This window comes from Sulfurimonas hongkongensis (genome assembly GCF_000445475.1).
Taxonomy (GTDB): Bacteria; Campylobacterota; Campylobacteria; order Campylobacterales; family Sulfurimonadaceae; genus Sulfurimonas; species Sulfurimonas hongkongensis.
The window spans coordinates 47,084-64,611 of record NZ_AUPZ01000009.1; the positions used below are offsets into that span (position 1 = coordinate 47,084).

Annotated in this window: 22 protein-coding genes; 12 read left to right on the top strand and 10 right to left on the bottom strand. The window is 33.7% G+C overall.

The window, feature by feature from the left end; genetic code table 11:
* Window positions 1–3 precede the first annotated feature (3 nt).
* The 5 genes from M947_RS19040 (at window position 4) to M947_RS19060 (ending at window position 5,454) form a co-directional block, all read left to right on the top strand.
* Complete coding sequence (locus M947_RS19040) at window positions 4–678, top strand: response regulator transcription factor (RefSeq protein ID WP_021287709.1); 675 nt, start codon at window positions 4–6, stop codon at window positions 676–678.
* Entirely contained in the window at window positions 671–2,098 is a 1,428-nt protein-coding gene (locus M947_RS19045) for a sensor histidine kinase (RefSeq protein ID WP_162139351.1), read from the top strand. Before M947_RS19040 ends, M947_RS19045 begins: the two co-directional genes overlap by 8 nt.
* A gap of 148 nt (window positions 2,099–2,246) precedes the next feature.
* A complete protein-coding gene (locus M947_RS19050; protein WP_021287711.1) occupies window positions 2,247–3,500 on the top strand; it encodes a GGDEF domain-containing response regulator in 1,254 nt (417 codons plus the stop codon).
* Window positions 3,501–3,523: 23 nt separating this feature from the next.
* The gene (locus M947_RS19055) at window positions 3,524–4,801 is read left to right on the top strand and encodes an SPL family radical SAM protein (protein WP_021287712.1); all 1,278 of its coding nucleotides are present in this window, start codon (window positions 3,524–3,526) and stop codon (window positions 4,799–4,801) included.
* Window positions 4,798–5,454, top strand: a complete 657-nt coding sequence (locus M947_RS19060; RefSeq protein WP_021287713.1) for a glucosaminidase domain-containing protein — start codon at window positions 4,798–4,800, stop codon at window positions 5,452–5,454. The genes M947_RS19055 and M947_RS19060 overlap by 4 nt, the downstream gene beginning before the upstream one ends.
* On the opposite strand, the gene M947_RS19065 is transcribed toward M947_RS19060, so the two are convergent.
* Window positions 5,451–6,746 (bottom strand): M14 family metallopeptidase, encoded by a 1,296-nt coding sequence (locus tag M947_RS19065; protein WP_031348012.1) that lies wholly within the window; start codon window positions 6,744–6,746, stop codon window positions 5,451–5,453. The genes M947_RS19060 and M947_RS19065 overlap by 4 nt on opposite strands.
* Window positions 6,730–7,470 carry a M15 family metallopeptidase gene (locus M947_RS19070; protein ID WP_021287715.1) on the bottom strand — a complete coding sequence of 247 codons (741 nt, stop codon included), beginning with the start codon at window positions 7,468–7,470 and terminating at the stop codon, window positions 6,730–6,732. Before M947_RS19070 ends, M947_RS19065 begins: the two co-directional genes overlap by 17 nt.
* Before the next feature lie 138 nt (window positions 7,471–7,608).
* On the opposite strand from M947_RS19070, the gene M947_RS19075 reads away from it, so the two are divergent.
* Entirely contained in the window at window positions 7,609–8,448 is an 840-nt protein-coding gene (locus tag M947_RS19075; protein WP_021287716.1) for a CvfB family protein, read from the top strand.
* A gap of 43 nt (window positions 8,449–8,491) precedes the next feature.
* Here the strand turns inward: M947_RS19075 and M947_RS19080 are convergent, their stop codons facing one another.
* Window positions 8,492–9,154 carry an endonuclease III domain-containing protein gene (locus tag M947_RS19080; RefSeq protein WP_021287717.1) on the bottom strand — a complete coding sequence of 221 codons (663 nt, stop codon included), beginning with the start codon at window positions 9,152–9,154 and terminating at the stop codon, window positions 8,492–8,494.
* 115 nt (window positions 9,155–9,269) lie between these two features.
* Between M947_RS19080 and M947_RS19085 the strand changes: the two genes are divergently transcribed.
* From M947_RS19085 to M947_RS19110, 6 genes are all read left to right on the top strand, one after another.
* Window positions 9,270–10,058, top strand: a complete 789-nt coding sequence (locus M947_RS19085) for an MlaE family ABC transporter permease (RefSeq protein ID WP_021287718.1) — start codon at window positions 9,270–9,272, stop codon at window positions 10,056–10,058.
* Window positions 10,059–10,117: 59 nt separating this feature from the next.
* Window positions 10,118–10,510, top strand: a complete 393-nt coding sequence (locus M947_RS19090; RefSeq protein ID WP_162139352.1) for an ATP-binding cassette domain-containing protein — start codon at window positions 10,118–10,120, stop codon at window positions 10,508–10,510.
* Window positions 10,492–11,427, top strand: coding sequence for an MlaD family protein (locus tag M947_RS19095; RefSeq protein ID WP_021287721.1), 936 nt, complete (start codon window positions 10,492–10,494; stop codon window positions 11,425–11,427). The genes M947_RS19090 and M947_RS19095 overlap by 19 nt, the downstream gene beginning before the upstream one ends.
* On the top strand, window positions 11,424–12,068 hold the full coding sequence (locus tag M947_RS19100; protein ID WP_021287722.1) for a hypothetical protein: 645 nt from the start codon (window positions 11,424–11,426) through the stop codon (window positions 12,066–12,068). Before M947_RS19095 ends, M947_RS19100 begins: the two co-directional genes overlap by 4 nt.
* A gap of 235 nt (window positions 12,069–12,303) precedes the next feature.
* On the top strand, window positions 12,304–12,597 hold the full coding sequence (locus M947_RS19105; RefSeq protein ID WP_021287723.1) for a chorismate mutase: 294 nt from the start codon (window positions 12,304–12,306) through the stop codon (window positions 12,595–12,597).
* Window positions 12,581–13,477, top strand: coding sequence for a sulfurtransferase (locus M947_RS19110; protein ID WP_021287724.1), 897 nt, complete (start codon window positions 12,581–12,583; stop codon window positions 13,475–13,477). The genes M947_RS19105 and M947_RS19110 overlap by 17 nt, the downstream gene beginning before the upstream one ends.
* Before the next feature lie 20 nt (window positions 13,478–13,497).
* On the opposite strand, the gene infA is transcribed toward M947_RS19110, so the two are convergent.
* The 7 genes from infA to rplF are packed head-to-tail and all read right to left on the bottom strand — an operon-like array spanning window position 13,498 to window position 17,523.
* Window positions 13,498–13,716, bottom strand: coding sequence for a translation initiation factor IF-1 (gene infA / locus M947_RS19115; RefSeq protein ID WP_013326041.1), 219 nt, complete (start codon window positions 13,714–13,716; stop codon window positions 13,498–13,500).
* Window positions 13,717–13,738: 22 nt separating this feature from the next.
* On the bottom strand, window positions 13,739–14,497 hold the full coding sequence (map, locus tag M947_RS19120; RefSeq protein WP_021287725.1) for a type I methionyl aminopeptidase: 759 nt from the start codon (window positions 14,495–14,497) through the stop codon (window positions 13,739–13,741).
* Between the two features lie 3 nt (window positions 14,498–14,500).
* Window positions 14,501–15,763, bottom strand: coding sequence for a preprotein translocase subunit SecY (gene secY, locus M947_RS19125; RefSeq protein ID WP_021287726.1), 1,263 nt, complete (start codon window positions 15,761–15,763; stop codon window positions 14,501–14,503).
* Between the two features lie 2 nt (window positions 15,764–15,765).
* The gene (rplO, locus tag M947_RS19130) at window positions 15,766–16,164 is read right to left on the bottom strand and encodes a 50S ribosomal protein L15 (RefSeq protein ID WP_021287727.1); all 399 of its coding nucleotides are present in this window, start codon (window positions 16,162–16,164) and stop codon (window positions 15,766–15,768) included.
* Window positions 16,165–16,167: 3 nt separating this feature from the next.
* The gene (gene rpsE / locus M947_RS19135; RefSeq protein ID WP_081666480.1) at window positions 16,168–16,608 is read right to left on the bottom strand and encodes a 30S ribosomal protein S5; all 441 of its coding nucleotides are present in this window, start codon (window positions 16,606–16,608) and stop codon (window positions 16,168–16,170) included.
* 8 nt (window positions 16,609–16,616) lie between these two features.
* A complete protein-coding gene (gene rplR / locus M947_RS19140) occupies window positions 16,617–16,973 on the bottom strand; it encodes a 50S ribosomal protein L18 (protein WP_021287729.1) in 357 nt (118 codons plus the stop codon).
* A gap of 13 nt (window positions 16,974–16,986) precedes the next feature.
* The gene (rplF, locus tag M947_RS19145; protein WP_021287730.1) at window positions 16,987–17,523 is read right to left on the bottom strand and encodes a 50S ribosomal protein L6; all 537 of its coding nucleotides are present in this window, start codon (window positions 17,521–17,523) and stop codon (window positions 16,987–16,989) included.
* Window positions 17,524–17,528 lie beyond the last annotated feature (5 nt).

Here is a 17,528-nt window from a genome sequence, read left to right on the forward strand (position 1 = left end):
GTTATGCGTATTCTAGTTGTAGAAGATGATGAAAAAATAGCCTCTTTTGTAAAAAAAGGTTTACAAGAAGAGTCCTACAGTGTGGATGTTACAGAAAATGGATATGAAGCCATATATATGATCGAAACAAATCATTATGATATTGTTCTGCTAGATCTAATGATTCAAGGTCTCAATGGAATGGATGTTTGCAAAAATATCAGAGCTAAAAATATAGCAGTTCCCATTATTATGCTTACTGCTAGAGATGAGTTAAAGGATAAGATCAAAGGTCTTGATATGGGTGCAAATGACTATCTCACAAAGCCTTTTGCATTTGAAGAGTTGCTTGCTCGAATCCGTGTTAAATTAAGAAGTCCATCAACCACTTCAAGTACTATAACTATAGCTGATTTGACTATAGATACGGCAAGGCGAGAGGTTAAGCGAGCTAATAAAAAAATTAGTCTTACTGCCAAAGAGTATGCCTTGCTTGAATTTTTAGCAAGAAACAGTAAAAAACTACTAACAGAGACTATTATAAAAGAGAACTTAAGTGACATGACACAAGGGAGCATGAGCAATATAATAAATGTTTACATCTATAGACTGCGTAACAAAATAGACAAAGATTATACCTTAAAGCTTATACACACTGTTCGCGGTTTAGGCTATATACTTAGTGATGAAGATGTTTAAGAGTTTAAAATTAAAACTACTCTTTTTCTTTTTTATCATAAATGTAATACTTTTATCTATTTATGGCGCATTTATCTACAACACTGCAAAAAAAGGTGTTTTAAACACAACAGATACAGAGCTTAAAATGATGACTATAGATGTCATACCAGACTTTATTAGAGGTGATTTTAAAAATGCAAAGGATGTAGCAGATGAGCTCATAGGTGAGTTTTGGATCGAACCACTCTTTGCAAAAATCATCTACTACAACAAAAAGAATAAAAAGATAGAGCGTGAAACATTCTCCTCTAAAAAACATGAATGGCTTTTTAATGTACCTCTAAATGAAAAAGGGTATATAGGCAGCATCTACTATTTTAACAAAGAGAGCTATCGTATTAGTTCTATGTTGATTTTTGACAAAGCAGATACTAAAATTTTTATTCAACTTGCCCTGCAAAAAGACATGAACTCACTATATTTAAAACAACTTTTTATCGGGCTAATAATCGCAACGCCGATTCTTTTAGTTGTGTTTTTAATTATCGCAAGCATGTTGATAAACAGAACACTCTCCCCTGTAAAGGAGGTTATCTCCTCTGTTAAATCAATCTCAGCGAACAATCTCTCTAGTAGGATTAGCACAAATGGGGTTCCAAGTGAAATCAAAGATTTAGTAGCAACTTTCAATCAACTTTTAAACGATCTTGAAGTGTCATTTAACAAGATAACTGACTTTAGTAACAACGCTTCACATGAGCTTAAAACGCCTCTAACAGTTATACGTGGGGAGATTGAAGTAGCGCTAAAGCAAGATAGAAGGCCTGAGGAGTACAAAGAAGTTTTAAAAGATATTTTACAAGAGAGTATAAGTATACAAAAAATGATTGAGCAGCTCTTTTTTCTTGCAAAAAAAGATATAACCGAGCTGAGCAACAATTTTAGTGAGCTATATTTAGATGAAATTTTAACAGATACTATTTTGCAGATAGAAAAATTTGCTTTAAATAAAAATATACATATAGAGATAAAAAAAATTATTCCCATAACAATTCAGGCAAACGAAACACTATTAAAAATTGCAATAAACAATATTACAAGAAATGCTATCCTCTATAGTAGTGCCAACTCTCACATTACTATATCCTTAGATAAAAATATCAAAGAGTACTTACTCATAGTCGAAGATAGTGGGCAGGGGATAGCAAAAGAGGACTTAGAACATATTTTTGAGAGATTTTATAGAGCAGACAAAACTCGCTCAAGAAAAGATGGAGGGAGAGGTCTGGGTCTCTCTATAGTAAAGATGATTTTAGATATCCACCGCTATAGTATAGAAATTAAGACTATTTTAAATAGAGGTACAACCGTTATTGTAAAAATACCAAAATTAGATAAAACTACAAAACAGATTCCCAAAATCATCTCAAACTCCTAATTTTGTATGTTTTATCCAAAATATACTAACAATAAAAAAAGAATTTCTACAATTTGTTGCAATTTGTCATAATTAATTTAATTTTTCGCTCTAAAAAGCTATAATCTACTAGAATAACTAAAGTGCACAAAAAACAATAGGCTTTTAAATGAAAAAGATTTTAGTAGTAGATGACAGCCAAACGTCTCTTGAGATGTTGAAAAAAGAGGTGCAAGAACATTATGATATTCGACCTTACTATGCAAAAAACTACAAAGAGACTCTAAAGCTCTTAAATGAGCACCAAGGAAAATTCCATGCTTCTTTATTAAACTTGAGTCTTGTAGATGTAGCGCCACTAGAGTTGGTTGAGTTAACTAACTCTTATGAAATTCCATCAGTTGTTATTTTAGAGAGTGATGATAAGGAGATTAAAGAGTTACTTCTTGATAAAAATATTATCAATGTCATCTTTAAAAATGACACTGTAAGTATGAAGTTTGCCATTTTAGATATCTCAAGAACTCTTAAAAATTATGATACTACAATTATGATCGTTGATGATTCAAAGATCTATAGAAACATCTTAAAAAACAGTCTAAAAAAGATAAAACTAAATATTGTTGAAGCAGAAGATGGAGATGAAGCTTTACAACTCTTAAGAAGTGATCAGCACCAGATATCTCTTATTTTAACAGATTATGAGATGCCAAATACGAATGGCTTAGAACTGACTTTTAAGCTAAGAGAGAAGTACACAAAAGATAGTCTTGGCATCATCGCAATTAGTGCTGTTGAAGACCAAAATGTGATTAGCAAGTTTTTAAAACTTGGAGCAAATGACTTTATAAACAAACGATTTACCCACAATGAAATAGTGACTCGTGTAAACTCAAACCTAGAGCTATTAGATCTTTTTGCACGCATCAAAGAGATGGCTAACAAAGACTTTCTAACAGGCGCTTACAATAGACGTTACTTCTTTGAAGCTGGCAACTCCATCTACGCTAAAAACACAAGAAAAGAGTTACCTATGGCTGTAGCAATGCTTGATATTGACAAATTTAAAAATATAAACGATACTTACGGACATGATATAGGAGATATTGCGATAAAAGAAGTCAAAAAGATACTAGATAAAAATCTTAGAGTTTCTGACTTGATGGCTCGTTTTGGCGGGGAGGAATTTTGTATACTTCTTGAAGATATTTCACTTGAACATGTGGAGATGCTTTTTGAAAAAATCAGAAAAAAGTTTGAACAAAACGTCATAAAAGTTGAGTCAAAATTTATCTCCTATAGCGTCTCTATTGGCATATATTTTGGCTTATCTAAATCCTTAGAAGATATGATTAGACTCTCTGATGAGGCACTTTATGATGCAAAAGAGTCTGGAAGAAACCAAATTAAGATAAAACTATAAAGATATTTAGCTAAAATGGCGGGATGGATTTATACTTAGAAAAATTTAATAACTCTATTAAAAATACACTTTTTAAAAAATTACCATCAGAGATGCAAGAGTTTATAAAGCAAAAATCTCTAGTGCTAAGATTTTCACACCAAGAGATAAAGCAAATCATAGATATTGCAAGAGATCTAAATCTCTGGGATGAGGGAAGCATTATAGATATATTTCCCCAACATGACCAAAAAAGAGTAGTCTTTGCTCGGCTTAAAAAAGCCTATGATGAGATTAGATCTAAGCCAAACTCCTACAAGAACTTCAAGTTAAAAAACATACCACAAGAACAAAAGTTTACATTTGCTAAAGAGGCAAAAGAGGGTTTTGGACTTGGGCTTTGTCCTGTAGCATCGGAAAAGACAAGATGTTGCAATCTTTTAACACTTGATGCAGTTGAGAGTTGTGGTTTTGACTGCTCTTACTGTTCAATTCAGAGTTTTTACAACCAAAACACCATCACATTTGATAGTAACTTTAAAGATAAGCTTAAAAACTTAAAACTTGATGCAAATAAGACTTATCACATAGGAACAGGTCAAGCATCTGACTCGCTTATGTGGGGAAACCGTGAGGGTATCTTAGACGCTCTTTTTAGTTTTGCAAGAGAGAACCCAAATGTTATCTTAGAGTTTAAAACAAAATCAGATAACATAAAATATTTTTTAGAAAATAGTGTCCCTAAAAATATCCTTTGCACTTGGTCACTAAATACTCCAACTATTATAGAAAATGAAGAGCATCTAAGCGCCTCACTGGATAAACGCATAAAAAGTGCAAGAACTTTGGCTGACAAGGGCATTAAAGTTGGTTTTCATTTTCATCCCATAGTACATTATGAGGGCTATCTTGATGAGTATAAAGAGGTATATAAAAGACTTTTAAATGAGTTTAATGCACATGAAGTTGCACTTGTGAGTTTTGGAACTCTAACTTTTATAAAACCTGTTATAAAACAACTTCGAGAGCGAGATTTTAAAACCAAAATAACGCAAATGCCTCTTGTAGATGCGAGCGGGAAAGGCTCCTACCCAGAGACAATAAAAGTAGAGATGTTTAAACACGCTTATGAGAGTTTTGCTCCTTGGCACCCTAAGGGCACTTCTTTGGGGGCGCATAAGGATACTTTTTTTTACCTATGCATGGAATCTCATGAGATGTGGGCAAAGTGTTTTGGATATGGGTACTCAACAAACAACGACTTTGAAAGAGCTATGCTAAGTGCTTATGCTAAAAAATTAGGAATGGACTTTTTAATTTGAAGTTTTTTAAAATCTTACTATTTAGCTTTGCACTTTTTTCAACAAACATGCTACTTGCAAAAGAAACAAATCCTATATCAATTCAAGAGAAAAAAAAGAAGTTTTTTAAGACTTTAGTACCTGCTATAAATAGTATTTATATGGAGCTCTATGGAAATTATAAAAGAATAAAGAGAAATATAAAAAATCCAAAATATAAAAATTATATCTCAACTTTGAAAAAAGCTTATAAAGTAAAAACAGACAAAGATTTACTTAAAGCACTAAAACCTCATCCTAGAAGTATAGCTCTAGCTCAAGCTGCGGTAGAGAGTGCTTGGGGAACTTCAAAGTTTTACAAAGAGGCAAACAATGTTTTTGGTATCTGGTCATTTAATAAAAATGAACCTAGAATAGCTGCCTCACAAAAAAGAGGAAAAACAACTATTTGGCTTAAAAAGTATGCTTCTATCAGAGAGTCTGTAAAAGACTACTATAAAAACATTTCTCGCTCACATGCATTTGTAGAGTTTAGAGAGTTAAATATGAAAACAGATGACCCATATAAGCTTGTCAAAAAATTAACCCTTTACTCTGAGATGAAAGAGATATACACGCAAGAGTTAGCGGCAGTTATAAAACATAACAAGCTATACAAATATGATAAGCCTTAATTTTTAAACCTAACTAAAACCATCCCCACAAACCTATCTTTGTTGTAGTATTCGACTCTATAAGTAGTGCCAGTTTTATCTATAGAAAAGCGTTTTTGAATTTGATGTTTTTTTATCTCTATGCCCGTCTCAATGCCACTTTTGTTTACATAACCTATAACATTTACCCTGTAACCATTTGATTTATAAACTAAAAAGCTCTTATCTACTTCTAAAATCTTTCCAAACTTAGCGTCTATCTCTTTACCATCTACCTTGAATTTTACAATGTTATCATCTTTATCCATATCAAGATAGTCAGCATTTAGCTTTGAGAGCCTTCTATTTCCATACTGAATGACATAAGTGTTGCCATTTTTTATGATGGTAAGGAGTGGATTGCTAGCCTTAAAGTCAACAACTCCATCCTTTTTTATAGGAAAGTAGTTTACAATATCTCTGATTTGTGCAAGTGGCAAGCTTATCTTTTCTTCATATAGAGATATATGAATATCATTGTTTATAGCGCTATAAACTCCAGCAGAATCAAGTGTAAACTTCCTTTTAAACTCTATGCCCATCACATTCATATACTTCTCTAATGCTAAGAGATGATAATATACTCTTTGATGTGTAGGCAGACTTTTACTAGCTTCATTTCCAAAAGCGGCTTTTCCTTCATTAATGGCGAAATATGTAAGAGTTTTCTCCATCTCCTTATCGCCCTCTTTTGTTCTAGTATTATGAACATGATATTTATGTTTATCTTTAATAAGATGATCATTTACGTGTTTTACAACACTCGATGCAATGTCTTCAAGATTTGAGTAGATTTTTGTATCTATGTTTGACTGGTCTATGATGGAGCACTGTCCCCATCTGTGTGGTGAGTGCATATCATCTTCATAATTTTTTCTATAAAATCCACTTCCATCATGTAGGTTTACAACTAGTTTTACATTTTTATCTTTTATATAACTTTTTATCCTCTGAATAGTTTCATACTCTGGGTCTTTTTGACAAAGTTCAGCAAATTTTCTATTCATATCTCCATGAGGACCTCTACTTCGTTTTATAATGCTATAAAAGTTTAAATTAGGAACTACCCAAAGAGAACCTTTTGTTATCTCATAGTGAGTAGCTAGAAGTGATGCGGAGATAAACCCACCTGGCTCATCTCCTTGGATCCCACCAATAACAAGCAGAGTATTTGCGTCTTGTTCTCCTTTTTGAATAAGATCAAATTTAAAAAGATCTTGTGCACCTAAGAGAGAGCAAAAGAGAAAAATAGCAGTGCTAAATAACTTCAACATGCCAAGGTTCAAACCTTACTCCATCACTGTTATCTTTTTTATATCTCATGTTGATATATGGTAGTTCTATCATCATCTTAAACTCTGTAGTTGTTGCAAACTCTTCTGTAAAGTTTTTATATCCCCATCCACGAAGACCTACATCAAAGTCGCTGATGGTATGGTAAGAGTAGGCTGGAGGTGCAATATCTATAGATGCCTTTGTTATATTTCCACCATTTCTTTTTAGTTTATTTACATAAAGGCTCAGCTGTTTTACAATATTTCTAACCCCTGATGTAAGTATCAAAGAATCTCCTACATCTTCTAAAAGTTTGTCATAATCTTCTAAGGGTTTACCCTTAAAGAGATAGTGACCAGTGTAAGGAATCTTTACAACATCTTTTTTAGATACTTTGTTATTTAAATTTTTACAAGTTTTTGCCCCATAAAAACCATATGCCTTAGGCTCTTCATAAAAAAACTTCTCTATCAAAGAGAGCTCATCATCTAAAAATGTACCAATAGTCGGATAGTTTCTAGCATAATAAAGTGCCTCATCAAAAGAGACTAAGTTAAAGTTTGCAAAACCTATATAACCTCTAAGTCTTGTAAATCTAGCATCTAGTCTCTTTAGAGTCTTGTGCTCTTGATAGGATAGAAAAATATCCTTGTTAGATTGAACAAACTCATTAGCAAAAAGTGGTGATAAAGATAAAGTCGTTAAAAAAAGTCTTCTATTCATACTCGCAATTATACCTTAGTTTTACAATTTGGCATTATATAAACTTATCCTCTAATTATTTTAATGGTTTTTACATAACAAAGAAGATACAATCTCAAAATATTCTCAGCTAATTATCTAAACCACCAAGGACAAAAAATGCAACAAAGCGAGCACCTAGAACTAGGTTTTATAAACACTCTTAGAGTAGATAGACATGCAGATCCTGGTATATTTCTTATAGCAGGAGATGGCATAGATGTGCTTCTTCCAAATGCTTATGTAAAAGAGGAGATGGTAGTTGACTCTTTGGTGGATGTTTTTTTATATACTGATTCAGAAGATAGGTTAGTAGCTACTACACTAAAACCTAAAGCTATGCTAGATGAGTTTGCACTTTTAGAAGTTGTAGATGTTGCACCTTTTGGAGCTTTTTTGGATTGGGGACTTCCTAAAGATCTACTTTGTCCTAGGATGCTACAAAAGACTCCTTTTAAAGTTGGCGAAAAAAGGTTTGTAAAAGTTGTCTATGATGAGCAGACTCACAGACTTGTAGCGAGTGAAAAATTAGGCAATTTTTTTCTTAAAAAAGTAAAAGGTATCAAAGCAGCTGATGAAGTAAACATCACCATCATTACAAAGACTCCACTAGGTTTTAAGTGCATCGTTGAAGACAAATATGAAGGACTTATATACCACAATGAAATCTTTGAGAAAATCTCTTTAGGAGATAAAAGAGCTGCCTATGTAAAGACTATCCGTAAAGATGGAAATATAGATCTCTCACTTAGAAAAGCTGGAGAGAGAAACTCTTCTGCAGACAAAGTACTAGAACTTCTAAAACACAACAATGGTATCATGGCTTATAACTACAAAAGTGATGCCCAGCTTATAAAAGATGTTTTTGGACTTAGTAAAAAAGAGTTCAAACGCTCACTAACAACTCTAGCCGACGCTAAAAAGATAGAAGTTAAAGATAGTGGCATCTATCTTAAGTGATGAGTAGACGCAAAAAAGATGATGTTAGAGTTGTTATTTTTATCTAGCAAGAAAATCTCTCTTTTAACATACAACCAACTCCATAAGGTTTTTTAGAATAAAACTCTTTGGAGTGATGTACTATAAGAGCGTGATACTCTTGATAGACTTTTACTAACTCTTGCTCATCTTCTATAAACTCTTTTAAGCTCTCTTGCATTAGCTCTTTTATCTCTTTATATTTCGCTCTCTCATCGATAAATCCTAACTCTAAGAGAACTCTTTTTGTATATGCATCTATCTTAAATTCACTCTTACTATATCCATACAAAAGTATAGAGTCTGCACTCTCTTGCCCTATGCCCAAGACGCTTAAAAGTTCCTCTCTTGATGGGACTCTTGAGTCCAAGCTTTCATAAAAAGAGACAAATTCTAAGATATATCTAGCCTTTTGGTTAAAATATCCTGATGGTTTTATAGCAAGCTTTAAACTCTCTAAGTCTAGCTTCTTTATAGATGCAGGACTTAGTGCATCAAGTGCTTTTAAATTTTGAAGTGACTTTACAACTGATTTAAAAGTTGTGTTTTGAGTAAGAATAGTACCAAGACACACTTCAAAAATCTCATCACTAGTTTTGTTAAATCTATAACTGCCCTTATCATAACCAGACTCTATAAAAGGCCACCATCCTTGAGCACCATAAGTCTCATATAGAAATTTATACATCTCATAAATCTTTAGCCCTTTGCTCAATACTGTCCCCGTCGATAAATTTGTAAAAATTATACCAAACCCTAAGGCAAAATATAGGATAATAATCAAAATTGTGAAGGTGGAACTCGTGGTTTTAAAGTTTGTAGAGAGCATTGGAGGTAAAACATTAGAAGTCTTAGCTTCCATCTATGAGGCAATAAAATTTACTTTTATTTGCACAGCTCATATGCTCAAACCACAAAGTTACAATCCAGCGATGAGAATGGTTTTAACAAAACAGATCTACTTCACAACAGTTCAAATCATCCCTCTTTTTACTACAATATCTGTTCTTTTTGGTTCTGTCATCATTGGAGTTATAATTGTTTTAGCTAGTGAATATGGACTACAAGACAAGATAGGCTCTATTCTCATCACTTTTATTATAGATGAGTTTTCTCCATTTTTTACAGCTCTTCTCATCTCTCTTCGCTCATCAGCTGCAGTAAACACGGAAATAGCAGTTATGGGTGTAAACAATGAGCTAAACACTCTAAAAAGATATAGGATAGACCTTATTGACTATCTCTTCTTACCAAGAATCATAAGCGGGATGATAAGTGTTGTCTCCCTCTCTATTCTTTTTTCTTTTATCATGCTTTGCAGTGGTTATATCTTTGCACTTTTTTATATGCATATGGATTTTCATACCTATAAACACTTGCTCATTAGCGCTATCGAGTTAAAAGATTTACTCGCTTTACTTATAAAGAGTTTAGCTTTTGGTTTTGTTATCATGCTAATCCCAATATATAGTGGGCTTGAAACTACAAACGCTTACACTGCCGTCCCTGTCTCTGTGCTAAACGGCATGGTTAAGCTCTTTGTAGCTATCTTTTTTATCGAGGTGTTATCATTACTACTCCAATCACTATAAGACTACTTAAACACTATCCTGAGATATCTGAATATTTAGATAAAGAGTCTAGCTTTGCTTTGATATCTAAAGAAACTCCACTTATCTCAGATCTTAATATGCTTGAAAACATTTCCCTTATTAAAGAAGTCCATGAGCATTTAGCAACTAAATATGCACAAAAACAAGCTAGGGAGGCTTTAGCAAAGATAGACCTTGAGAGGATCTCTTTACACAGAGTAAATATGTGCAATGCTTATGAAGTCTTTTGTGTATCTCTCATACGAGCTATGATGAGTGATGATAAAAACGTTATAATTGTCTCGCCAATAAACTTATTAGATAATTTGTCTAGTATAAATGACTTAATTAGCATCATTAAAAAACTTGATATAAATAAAGAGGTAGTAATACTCGATACGCTCTCAAACGAAGCTCACTATAAGGAGGTATCATGCACTATAATAAAATAAAATTAGCAGTAGGTCTTTTTGTTATATCTCTTTTAGTTACTATATTTACATTTTTGTATCTTGTTTTAGAAAACAAAGGGACATTTAACAAAAGGTTTAACTATCACTTTACAACTGATAGTGCTGAATTTTTTAGTGTTGGTATGCCTTTAAAGTTTTCCGGGTTTAGTATCGGAGTTATTGATAATATCTCTCTAAATGATGATGGATCAGTTTTGATAACATTTTCAGTTGATGAAAAAAATCGCAAATGGATAACAAAAGACACTGTTTTAATGACTATAAAACCTCTTATAGGTCCAACTAAGATAGAAGTCTATTCTGTCATAGATAATGAAGTCTTAGAAGAAGATACCGAGCTTCTGATGGTTCAAAGCAACGATATAAACGATATGATAACAAAGCTTGGTCCAGCTGTTGATAAGATTTTAAATATCATAAACAATTTGGAGTCTATTACTTCTGATCTGACAAAAGATGTCTCACCTCTAAATCAAACCTTTAAAAATATCAGGGATTTTAGTGCAAAACTTTCAAATAGTGACTCGTTACTCTATAGCATAACAGGAGATAAAAACTCAACAAGAAGTGTCATTGATGCACTAAATATGACTAGTAAAATTATGGATGAGTTGTATGTTATCTCTAAAAACATCTCTAAAACCACTTCATCTTTTGATAATGATATTATGACTCCTGCATCTTCTTTGATAAAGGAGCTAGATGCCATCATGAAAGATGTTAAACAAAAACTAGAGACATTAGATTCAACTGTAAAAGCGATTGGAAGTTATGATATGGAGCTTTTAGAATTAAAAAAGCAGATCTCTGTGAGTTTGCAAAAGAGTAACCAGATAATGGACAAAGTCAATGCGTTTATGCAAGATAAATCAAAACCAGAGATGAGTCTACCATGATAAAGATATTGCTACTTTTTTTAACACTTCTACTATTTAATGCTTGTTCCTTTAAGTCGCCTCCAAATGATTGGCAATACAAAAGCGTAAGTGCGTTTGAATCCTACACAAAAAACTTTTTAGGTGCGAATGATGCTATGGCAAAAGATGATCTTATGAGAGCCATAAATCACGCGAAACAAGGAGCAGACTTAAAAGCACTCTCTCGCATCTACTTAGCAAAGTGTGCCCTAAATATAATTGTGGGAGTTAAAGATGAGTGCAAAGAATTTCAAGATATATCAATTCTACAAAAAGATGCAAGCTCAGATGCATACTTTGCCTTTATACAGCAAAAAAATGATTACGATATAAACGAGCTTGACGCCTCTTATCAAAACTTTGCAGCAAGACTCAAAGCACAAGAGTATAAAGAAGCTAATAAAGCTATAATGAAAATCTCAAAACCAACTTCTAAACTATTAGCTGCTGCACTTATAAGAGATAAACTAACATCTAAAACTAGGGATGAAATAATAAAAACCGCTTCATTTAATGGCTATAAAAAGAGTTCTTTGTTTTGGTTAAATGAGAAGGTAAATCATACAAAAGATATAAATGAAAAAGAAAGATTGATAAAAAAGATTGAAGCTTTAAGGTAGAAGTTTTACTAACCCCAACAGGAGAAAGGGGTTAGTAAAACCTAGCCTTAGAGTCAAGTTAAGGCCATATATAAAGAATCGTAAATGTATTATATAGGCTTAAAGTTACTAAAGTGTTAATAAATGGTTTTGGGTATAAAACTTTATATAAAAAATAGCTCTGGGGGTTAACATATTCTTATCTCTTTTTAGATAACATTACTTAGATTAAAAAAAGCGCACTAAGGATGTAGATATGGTAGTATGTAATTCACTAGAAGAAGTAAGAGCAAATATTGATATACTAGACGATAAACTAGTTGAGTTGATTTCGCAAAGAAGTCATTTTGTCCGCCAAGCTGCAAAGTTTAAAGACTCAGTTGATGAAGTAAAAGCCGATGATCGTATAGAATTTATTATGCAAAAAGTTCGTCGTAAGGCCATAGAGTTAGATGTATCTCCAAACTTAATATCTGAGCTTTTTACTATTATGATTCATGAGATGGTTGAGACTGAAATCTCAGAGCTTAGAAATGCTCAAACATTCTAAACTTATGATAAAATATTTTTTACTACTAAGCTTAAGCGTCTTTAGTCTCTTTGCATCTGATGCTTTTATAGCTCCAGCAGAGCTTAGGGCATCACTAAATGATAAAAATCTTATACTTATTGATGTCTCGCAAAAAGAACTCTACGATACAAGCCATATAGAAGGTGCCATTCACGTTAGCGTAAAAGAGTTCATAGATAAAAATTCTCTAAATTTATATCCATCTCTAAAACCAGATGAAAGTATACAAAAAACTCTAAGAAAGATTGGTATCAGCAATGATTCTAAAGTTGTTATCTACTCTCATAACTCCGAAAAGGCCATCTTTGATGCGAGCTATTTAGCTTTTGTTCTTTTTTATAGTGGACTTGAAAACATAAGTATCTTAGATGGTGGTTATATGGCTTGGGTTTTTCAAAACAACCTTCTAGTCTCCTCTCTTACTCCAGATATAAAAGCAGGAACTATTATAATTAAGCCAAAAAAACATCTTATAGCTAACACTAAAGATATGCGAAACTCAGATGCAAAGATATTAGATGCAAGATCATATGATGACTACTATGGAGTCAGCCGCTCTGATGGCATTTTAGGGCTAGGACATATAAAAGGTGCAAAAAGTAGTTACACAGCTACTAAATTTTTAAAAGATAGTACGCTAAGGAGCAAACGTGAACTCGATGAGATCTATCTAGCTGGGCATGAATTAAATAGTGATGATGAGATAATTGTTTACGATAGGGATGCAATAAGTGCTAGTATGGAGTTTTTTATTCTCTATCAAAAGATGGGGTTTAAAAACACAAAGCTATATGAAGCTTCACTTTTAGAGTGGTCAAATAAACAAAACTTGCCAATGATAAGGTTTAAATGGGAGTAAAAAGAGGTAAAAACCTCTTTTTACTTGTAACGATATGTTATACGACCCTTATCAAGAGAGTATGGTGTTAGTTCTAACTTTACCTTATCACCAGGAAGTATCTTAATATAGTGCATACGCATCTTGCCTGCGATATGACATAAAATGATATGCCCATTTTCTAATTCAACACGGAAAGTTGCATTCGGTAATGCTTCAATAATCTTGCCGTCAACTTCTATAACATCAGCTTTAGCCATTTTATAAGTCCTTTTCTAACTCTTAAGCAAGAGATAATATCTCAGCCTTACCGTTGATAACTGCAACAGTATGCTCATAGTGTGAACCGCGTAAATTATCGGTACTAACAACATCCCACTTATTATCTAAAATAATCGGCTCTGACTCTTTTTGACAAATCATAGGCTCAAGACAAAAAACCATTCCATTTTTTATCTTTGGACCTGCTTTTGGGTTTTTACCATCTAGGTAGTTAGGGATTTCTGGTTCCTCGTGAGGTTTTTTTCCTATGCCATGACCACAAAAACTATGTAGTGGTACAAAGCCACGAGAGTGAATAAATTTTTCTATTTTAAAAGAGAGTTCTTTAAATCTCAAACCATCTTTAATCTCATCGATAGCATGGTAAAGTGCATCTTTAGCACAAGCTATCAACTCTTCATCTCTCATCTCTATCTCACCAACGCCAACTGTGATTGCCGCATCACCAAACCAGCCATTAAGCTCAGTACCAATATCATAACCAATAATATCACCCTCTTGGAGCTTATAGTCAGTTGGGATACCATGGATAATAACCTGATTGAGTGATGTGCAAACGGAGTTAGGGAAACCATAGAGTCCTTTAAAAGATGGCTTAGCTCCATGAGAGCGAATATAATCCTCAGCCATAGCATCTAGTTCTTTTAAAGAAGCGCCTACTTTTGTGTTTTGTGCAAGAAGCTCCAATGCGCCGCCAACAATTTTATTGGCTGCACGGAGTTTTTCTATTTCTACAGGTTTTCTAAGTGCAATAGCCATTATTTATAAACCAACTGCACTTAGTGTCTCATACTTACTCATGTAAATCTGAGCCTCTATCTTTCTCATAGTATCAAGTGCTACTTGAACAACGATCAAAACTGCAGTACCACCAAAGAAAAAAGGAACACCCATTCCCTTGATAATCATAAACGGAAGCGTTGCAACAAGACCAAGATAGAGTGCACCCGTAAAGGTAAGCCTACTAGCGGTCTCATTTAAAAACTCTCTTGTAGCTTCACCTGTTCTAATACCAGGAATAAAACCACCCTGTCTCTTTAGGTTGTCTGAAATATCTTTTGCACTAAATGTAATCGAAGCGTAAAAAAACGCAAAGAAGACTACAAAAAGAAATGTTAAAAAGTTAAAAAAGTAACTATTTGGGTTTAACAAATCTGCAATCCCTTGAATAGTAGGATTTGTACTACTTGATAAAACAGTCATAGGAAACATCAATATCGCAGATGCAAAGATAACTGGAATAACACCAGCTAAGTTTACTTTTATAGGAATGTAGTTCATTACTCTTTTGTTTTGATTTTGCATCATGACTTTTTTAGCATATGTAACGGGCACGCGACGCTCACCAAGTTCTACATAGATAATGATGGCAACTGTTGCCATTATAAGAGCCAAAATTGCAATCACAGTTAAAAAGCTCATGGCTCCAGTATTTACCATAGTGATAGTTTGACCTATTGCACTTGGAATTGCCGAGACTATACCTGCAAAGATGATAAGTGAGATACCATTTCCTATACCACTTTGAGTTATCTGTTCACCAATCCACATAAGTAACATTGTTCCTGCTAACATTGATACAGCGGAGAGAATTATAAATGTATTATGATCAGCTAAAATTGCACTGTTTCCATTTGGACCAGTTAAACTTTGAAGACCGACACTTATACCAATTGCTTGAATTATAGTAATAGCAATAGTCGCATAGCGAATGATTTGCATATACTTAACCATTCCATCTCTCTCTTTTTTCATCTGTCCTAGTGGAGCAAAAGTAGCAGCTAAAAGTTCCATGATGATTGAAGCGGTGATGTAAGGCATGATCCCAAGAGCGATAATAGACATTCTCTCAACAGCATTTCCACTAAACATATTAAATAGTCCTAGTGCATCTGCTTGATGTGAATCGAAAAATGAAGCAATAACGGCAGTATCAACGCCAGGAACTGGCACATAAGCCAGTAGGCGATAGATAAATAAAAACCCGATAGTAATAAGTATCTTATTTACTAGATTTTTATTCACGACTATTTACCTGTAGTAGTAACGTTGTCGTCTTTGATTTTTGATGCTAAGTCTTTAGCCGTCGCACCAACTAGCTTAACTTTGCTAACACTTGCAGCAATTTTATGAACACCACGGATAGTCTCCATAGTAATCTCTCCTAGCTCTGCAACTGCTTTGATTTTCTCTACATTAATAACATAAGGTTTTATATTACTAGTGCTAAATCCAATCTTAGGAAGTCTTTTTGCAAGTTGCATCTGACCACCCTCAAAGTTTCTCTTTCTTTTATTACCTGAACGAGCTTTTTGACCTTTTTGACCACGAGATGCAGTTTTTCCAGTTCCCGAAGCTTGTCCACGACCAACTCTTTTACGATTCTTTGTAGAACCTTCTGCTGGTGTTAAATTTTCAATACCCATTATCTATCCTTTAATACGAGTTAGTGCTTCAACCGTAGCACGAACCACTGTGTTTGGATTGTTTGAGCCTATTGATTTTGTAAGCATGTCTTGAAAACCTGCAAGTTCAAGAACAGGACGAACTGCTCCACCTGCAATAACACCAGTACCTTCTGATGCTGGTTTTAAAAGAACACGACTTGCATTATATTTATGCTCAATATCATGTGCAATTGTTGTACCTTTAATGCTCACAGTTGTTAGGTTTTTAAAAGCGTTATCAACAGCTTTACGTATAGCATCAGGAACTTCTTTTGCTTTACCAGAACCATAACCAACTGTACCATTTTTGTTACCAATAACGATAAGTGCAGTAAAACGAAATCTTCTACCACCCTTAACAACCTTAGTAACACGACCAATATTTACGATCGCTTCTTCAAATTCTTCTCTATTGATTTCCATCATAGCCCCTAAAACTTAATTTCGTTTGCACGAAGTGCATCACCAAAAGCAGCTATTACACCGTGATATTGGTAACCATTACGATCAAAAACAACCTCAGAGATCTTAGCAGTTTTAAGTTTAGCAGCAAATGCCTCACCTAGTGACGCTGCACCCTCTTTATTTGATTTGTGACCACTCTCTTTTGAATTTAATGCACAAATTGTTGTAGCACTAACATCATCGATAGCCTGTACACTCAGATAACGATTTGAACGAAACACAGAAACACGAGGAAGTGTAGCACAACCAGATATTTTCGCACGAATACGACGCTTTCGTTTTATACGATTAGCAATTTTGCTTTTTAATACTTTAGCATTCATCTATACTCCTCCCTTATTTCTTAGCAGTTTTACCGGCTTTACGCACGATATGCTCTTGCTTGTATTTGACACCTTTACCTTTGTAAGGCTCTGGTGGTCTAAACGCTCTAATCTCTGCTGCAGCTTGACCAAGAGCTTGCTTGTCATGGCCTTTAAGAGTTATTAGATTTTTTTCTACATTAGCTTCGATACCTTCTGGAAGATCAAAGTTAATATCGTGTGAAAATCCTAGTTGAAGGTTTAATACTCTACCTTTTACAGCAGCACGATAACCAACACCATTGATTTCAAGTTCTTTAGTGTAACCATCAGTTAAACCAGTCACGATATTTTGAGCTAAAGCTCTATATGTTCCCCAAAAAGCTCTGTGAGCTTTTTCATCTGACTTTGAAGTAAAAGAAAGTGTGCTGCTCTCAACTGAGAAATCAACATTTCCTTTAGTATCTAAATCTACACTATTTTTGCCTTTAGCAAAAGTTATAACATCGCCATTTGTACTAACTTTGATATCGCTAGCAAAATTTACAGGTAATTTACCAATTCTTGACATGTTAT

What these genes read in the sequence shown, in the direction of transcription:
- M947_RS19040 (WP_021287709.1), top strand. Translation starts at nt 4, where the DNA reads ATGCGTATTCTAGTTGTAGAAGATGATGAAAAAATAGCCTCTTTTGTA.
- M947_RS19045 (WP_162139351.1), top strand. Translation starts at nt 671, where the DNA reads ATGTTTAAGAGTTTAAAATTAAAACTACTCTTTTTCTTTTTTATCATA.
- M947_RS19050 (WP_021287711.1), top strand. Translation starts at nt 2,247, where the DNA reads ATGAAAAAGATTTTAGTAGTAGATGACAGCCAAACGTCTCTTGAGATG.
- M947_RS19055 (WP_021287712.1), top strand. Translation starts at nt 3,524, where the DNA reads ATGGATTTATACTTAGAAAAATTTAATAACTCTATTAAAAATACACTT.
- M947_RS19065 (WP_031348012.1), bottom strand. Translation starts at nt 6,746, where the DNA reads ATGTTGAAGTTATTTAGCACTGCTATTTTTCTCTTTTGCTCTCTCTTA.
- M947_RS19070 (WP_021287715.1), bottom strand. Translation starts at nt 7,470, where the DNA reads ATGAATAGAAGACTTTTTTTAACGACTTTATCTTTATCACCACTTTTT.
- M947_RS19075 (WP_021287716.1), top strand. Translation starts at nt 7,609, where the DNA reads ATGCAACAAAGCGAGCACCTAGAACTAGGTTTTATAAACACTCTTAGA.
- M947_RS19080 (WP_021287717.1), bottom strand. Translation starts at nt 9,154, where the DNA reads ATGTATAAATTTCTATATGAGACTTATGGTGCTCAAGGATGGTGGCCT.
- M947_RS19095 (WP_021287721.1), top strand. Translation starts at nt 10,492, where the DNA reads ATGCACTATAATAAAATAAAATTAGCAGTAGGTCTTTTTGTTATATCT.
- M947_RS19100 (WP_021287722.1), top strand. Translation starts at nt 11,424, where the DNA reads ATGATAAAGATATTGCTACTTTTTTTAACACTTCTACTATTTAATGCT.
- M947_RS19105 (WP_021287723.1), top strand. Translation starts at nt 12,304, where the DNA reads ATGGTAGTATGTAATTCACTAGAAGAAGTAAGAGCAAATATTGATATA.
- M947_RS19110 (WP_021287724.1), top strand. Translation starts at nt 12,581, where the DNA reads ATGCTCAAACATTCTAAACTTATGATAAAATATTTTTTACTACTAAGC.
- infA (WP_013326041.1), bottom strand. Translation starts at nt 13,716, where the DNA reads ATGGCTAAAGCTGATGTTATAGAAGTTGACGGCAAGATTATTGAAGCA.
- map (WP_021287725.1), bottom strand. Translation starts at nt 14,497, where the DNA reads ATGGCTATTGCACTTAGAAAACCTGTAGAAATAGAAAAACTCCGTGCA.
- rplO (WP_021287727.1), bottom strand. Translation starts at nt 16,164, where the DNA reads ATGGGTATTGAAAATTTAACACCAGCAGAAGGTTCTACAAAGAATCGT.
- rpsE (WP_081666480.1), bottom strand. Translation starts at nt 16,608, where the DNA reads ATGGAAATCAATAGAGAAGAATTTGAAGAAGCGATCGTAAATATTGGT.
- rplR (WP_021287729.1), bottom strand. Translation starts at nt 16,973, where the DNA reads ATGAATGCTAAAGTATTAAAAAGCAAAATTGCTAATCGTATAAAACGA.
- rplF (WP_021287730.1), bottom strand. Translation starts at nt 17,523, where the DNA reads ATGTCAAGAATTGGTAAATTACCTGTAAATTTTGCTAGCGATATCAAA.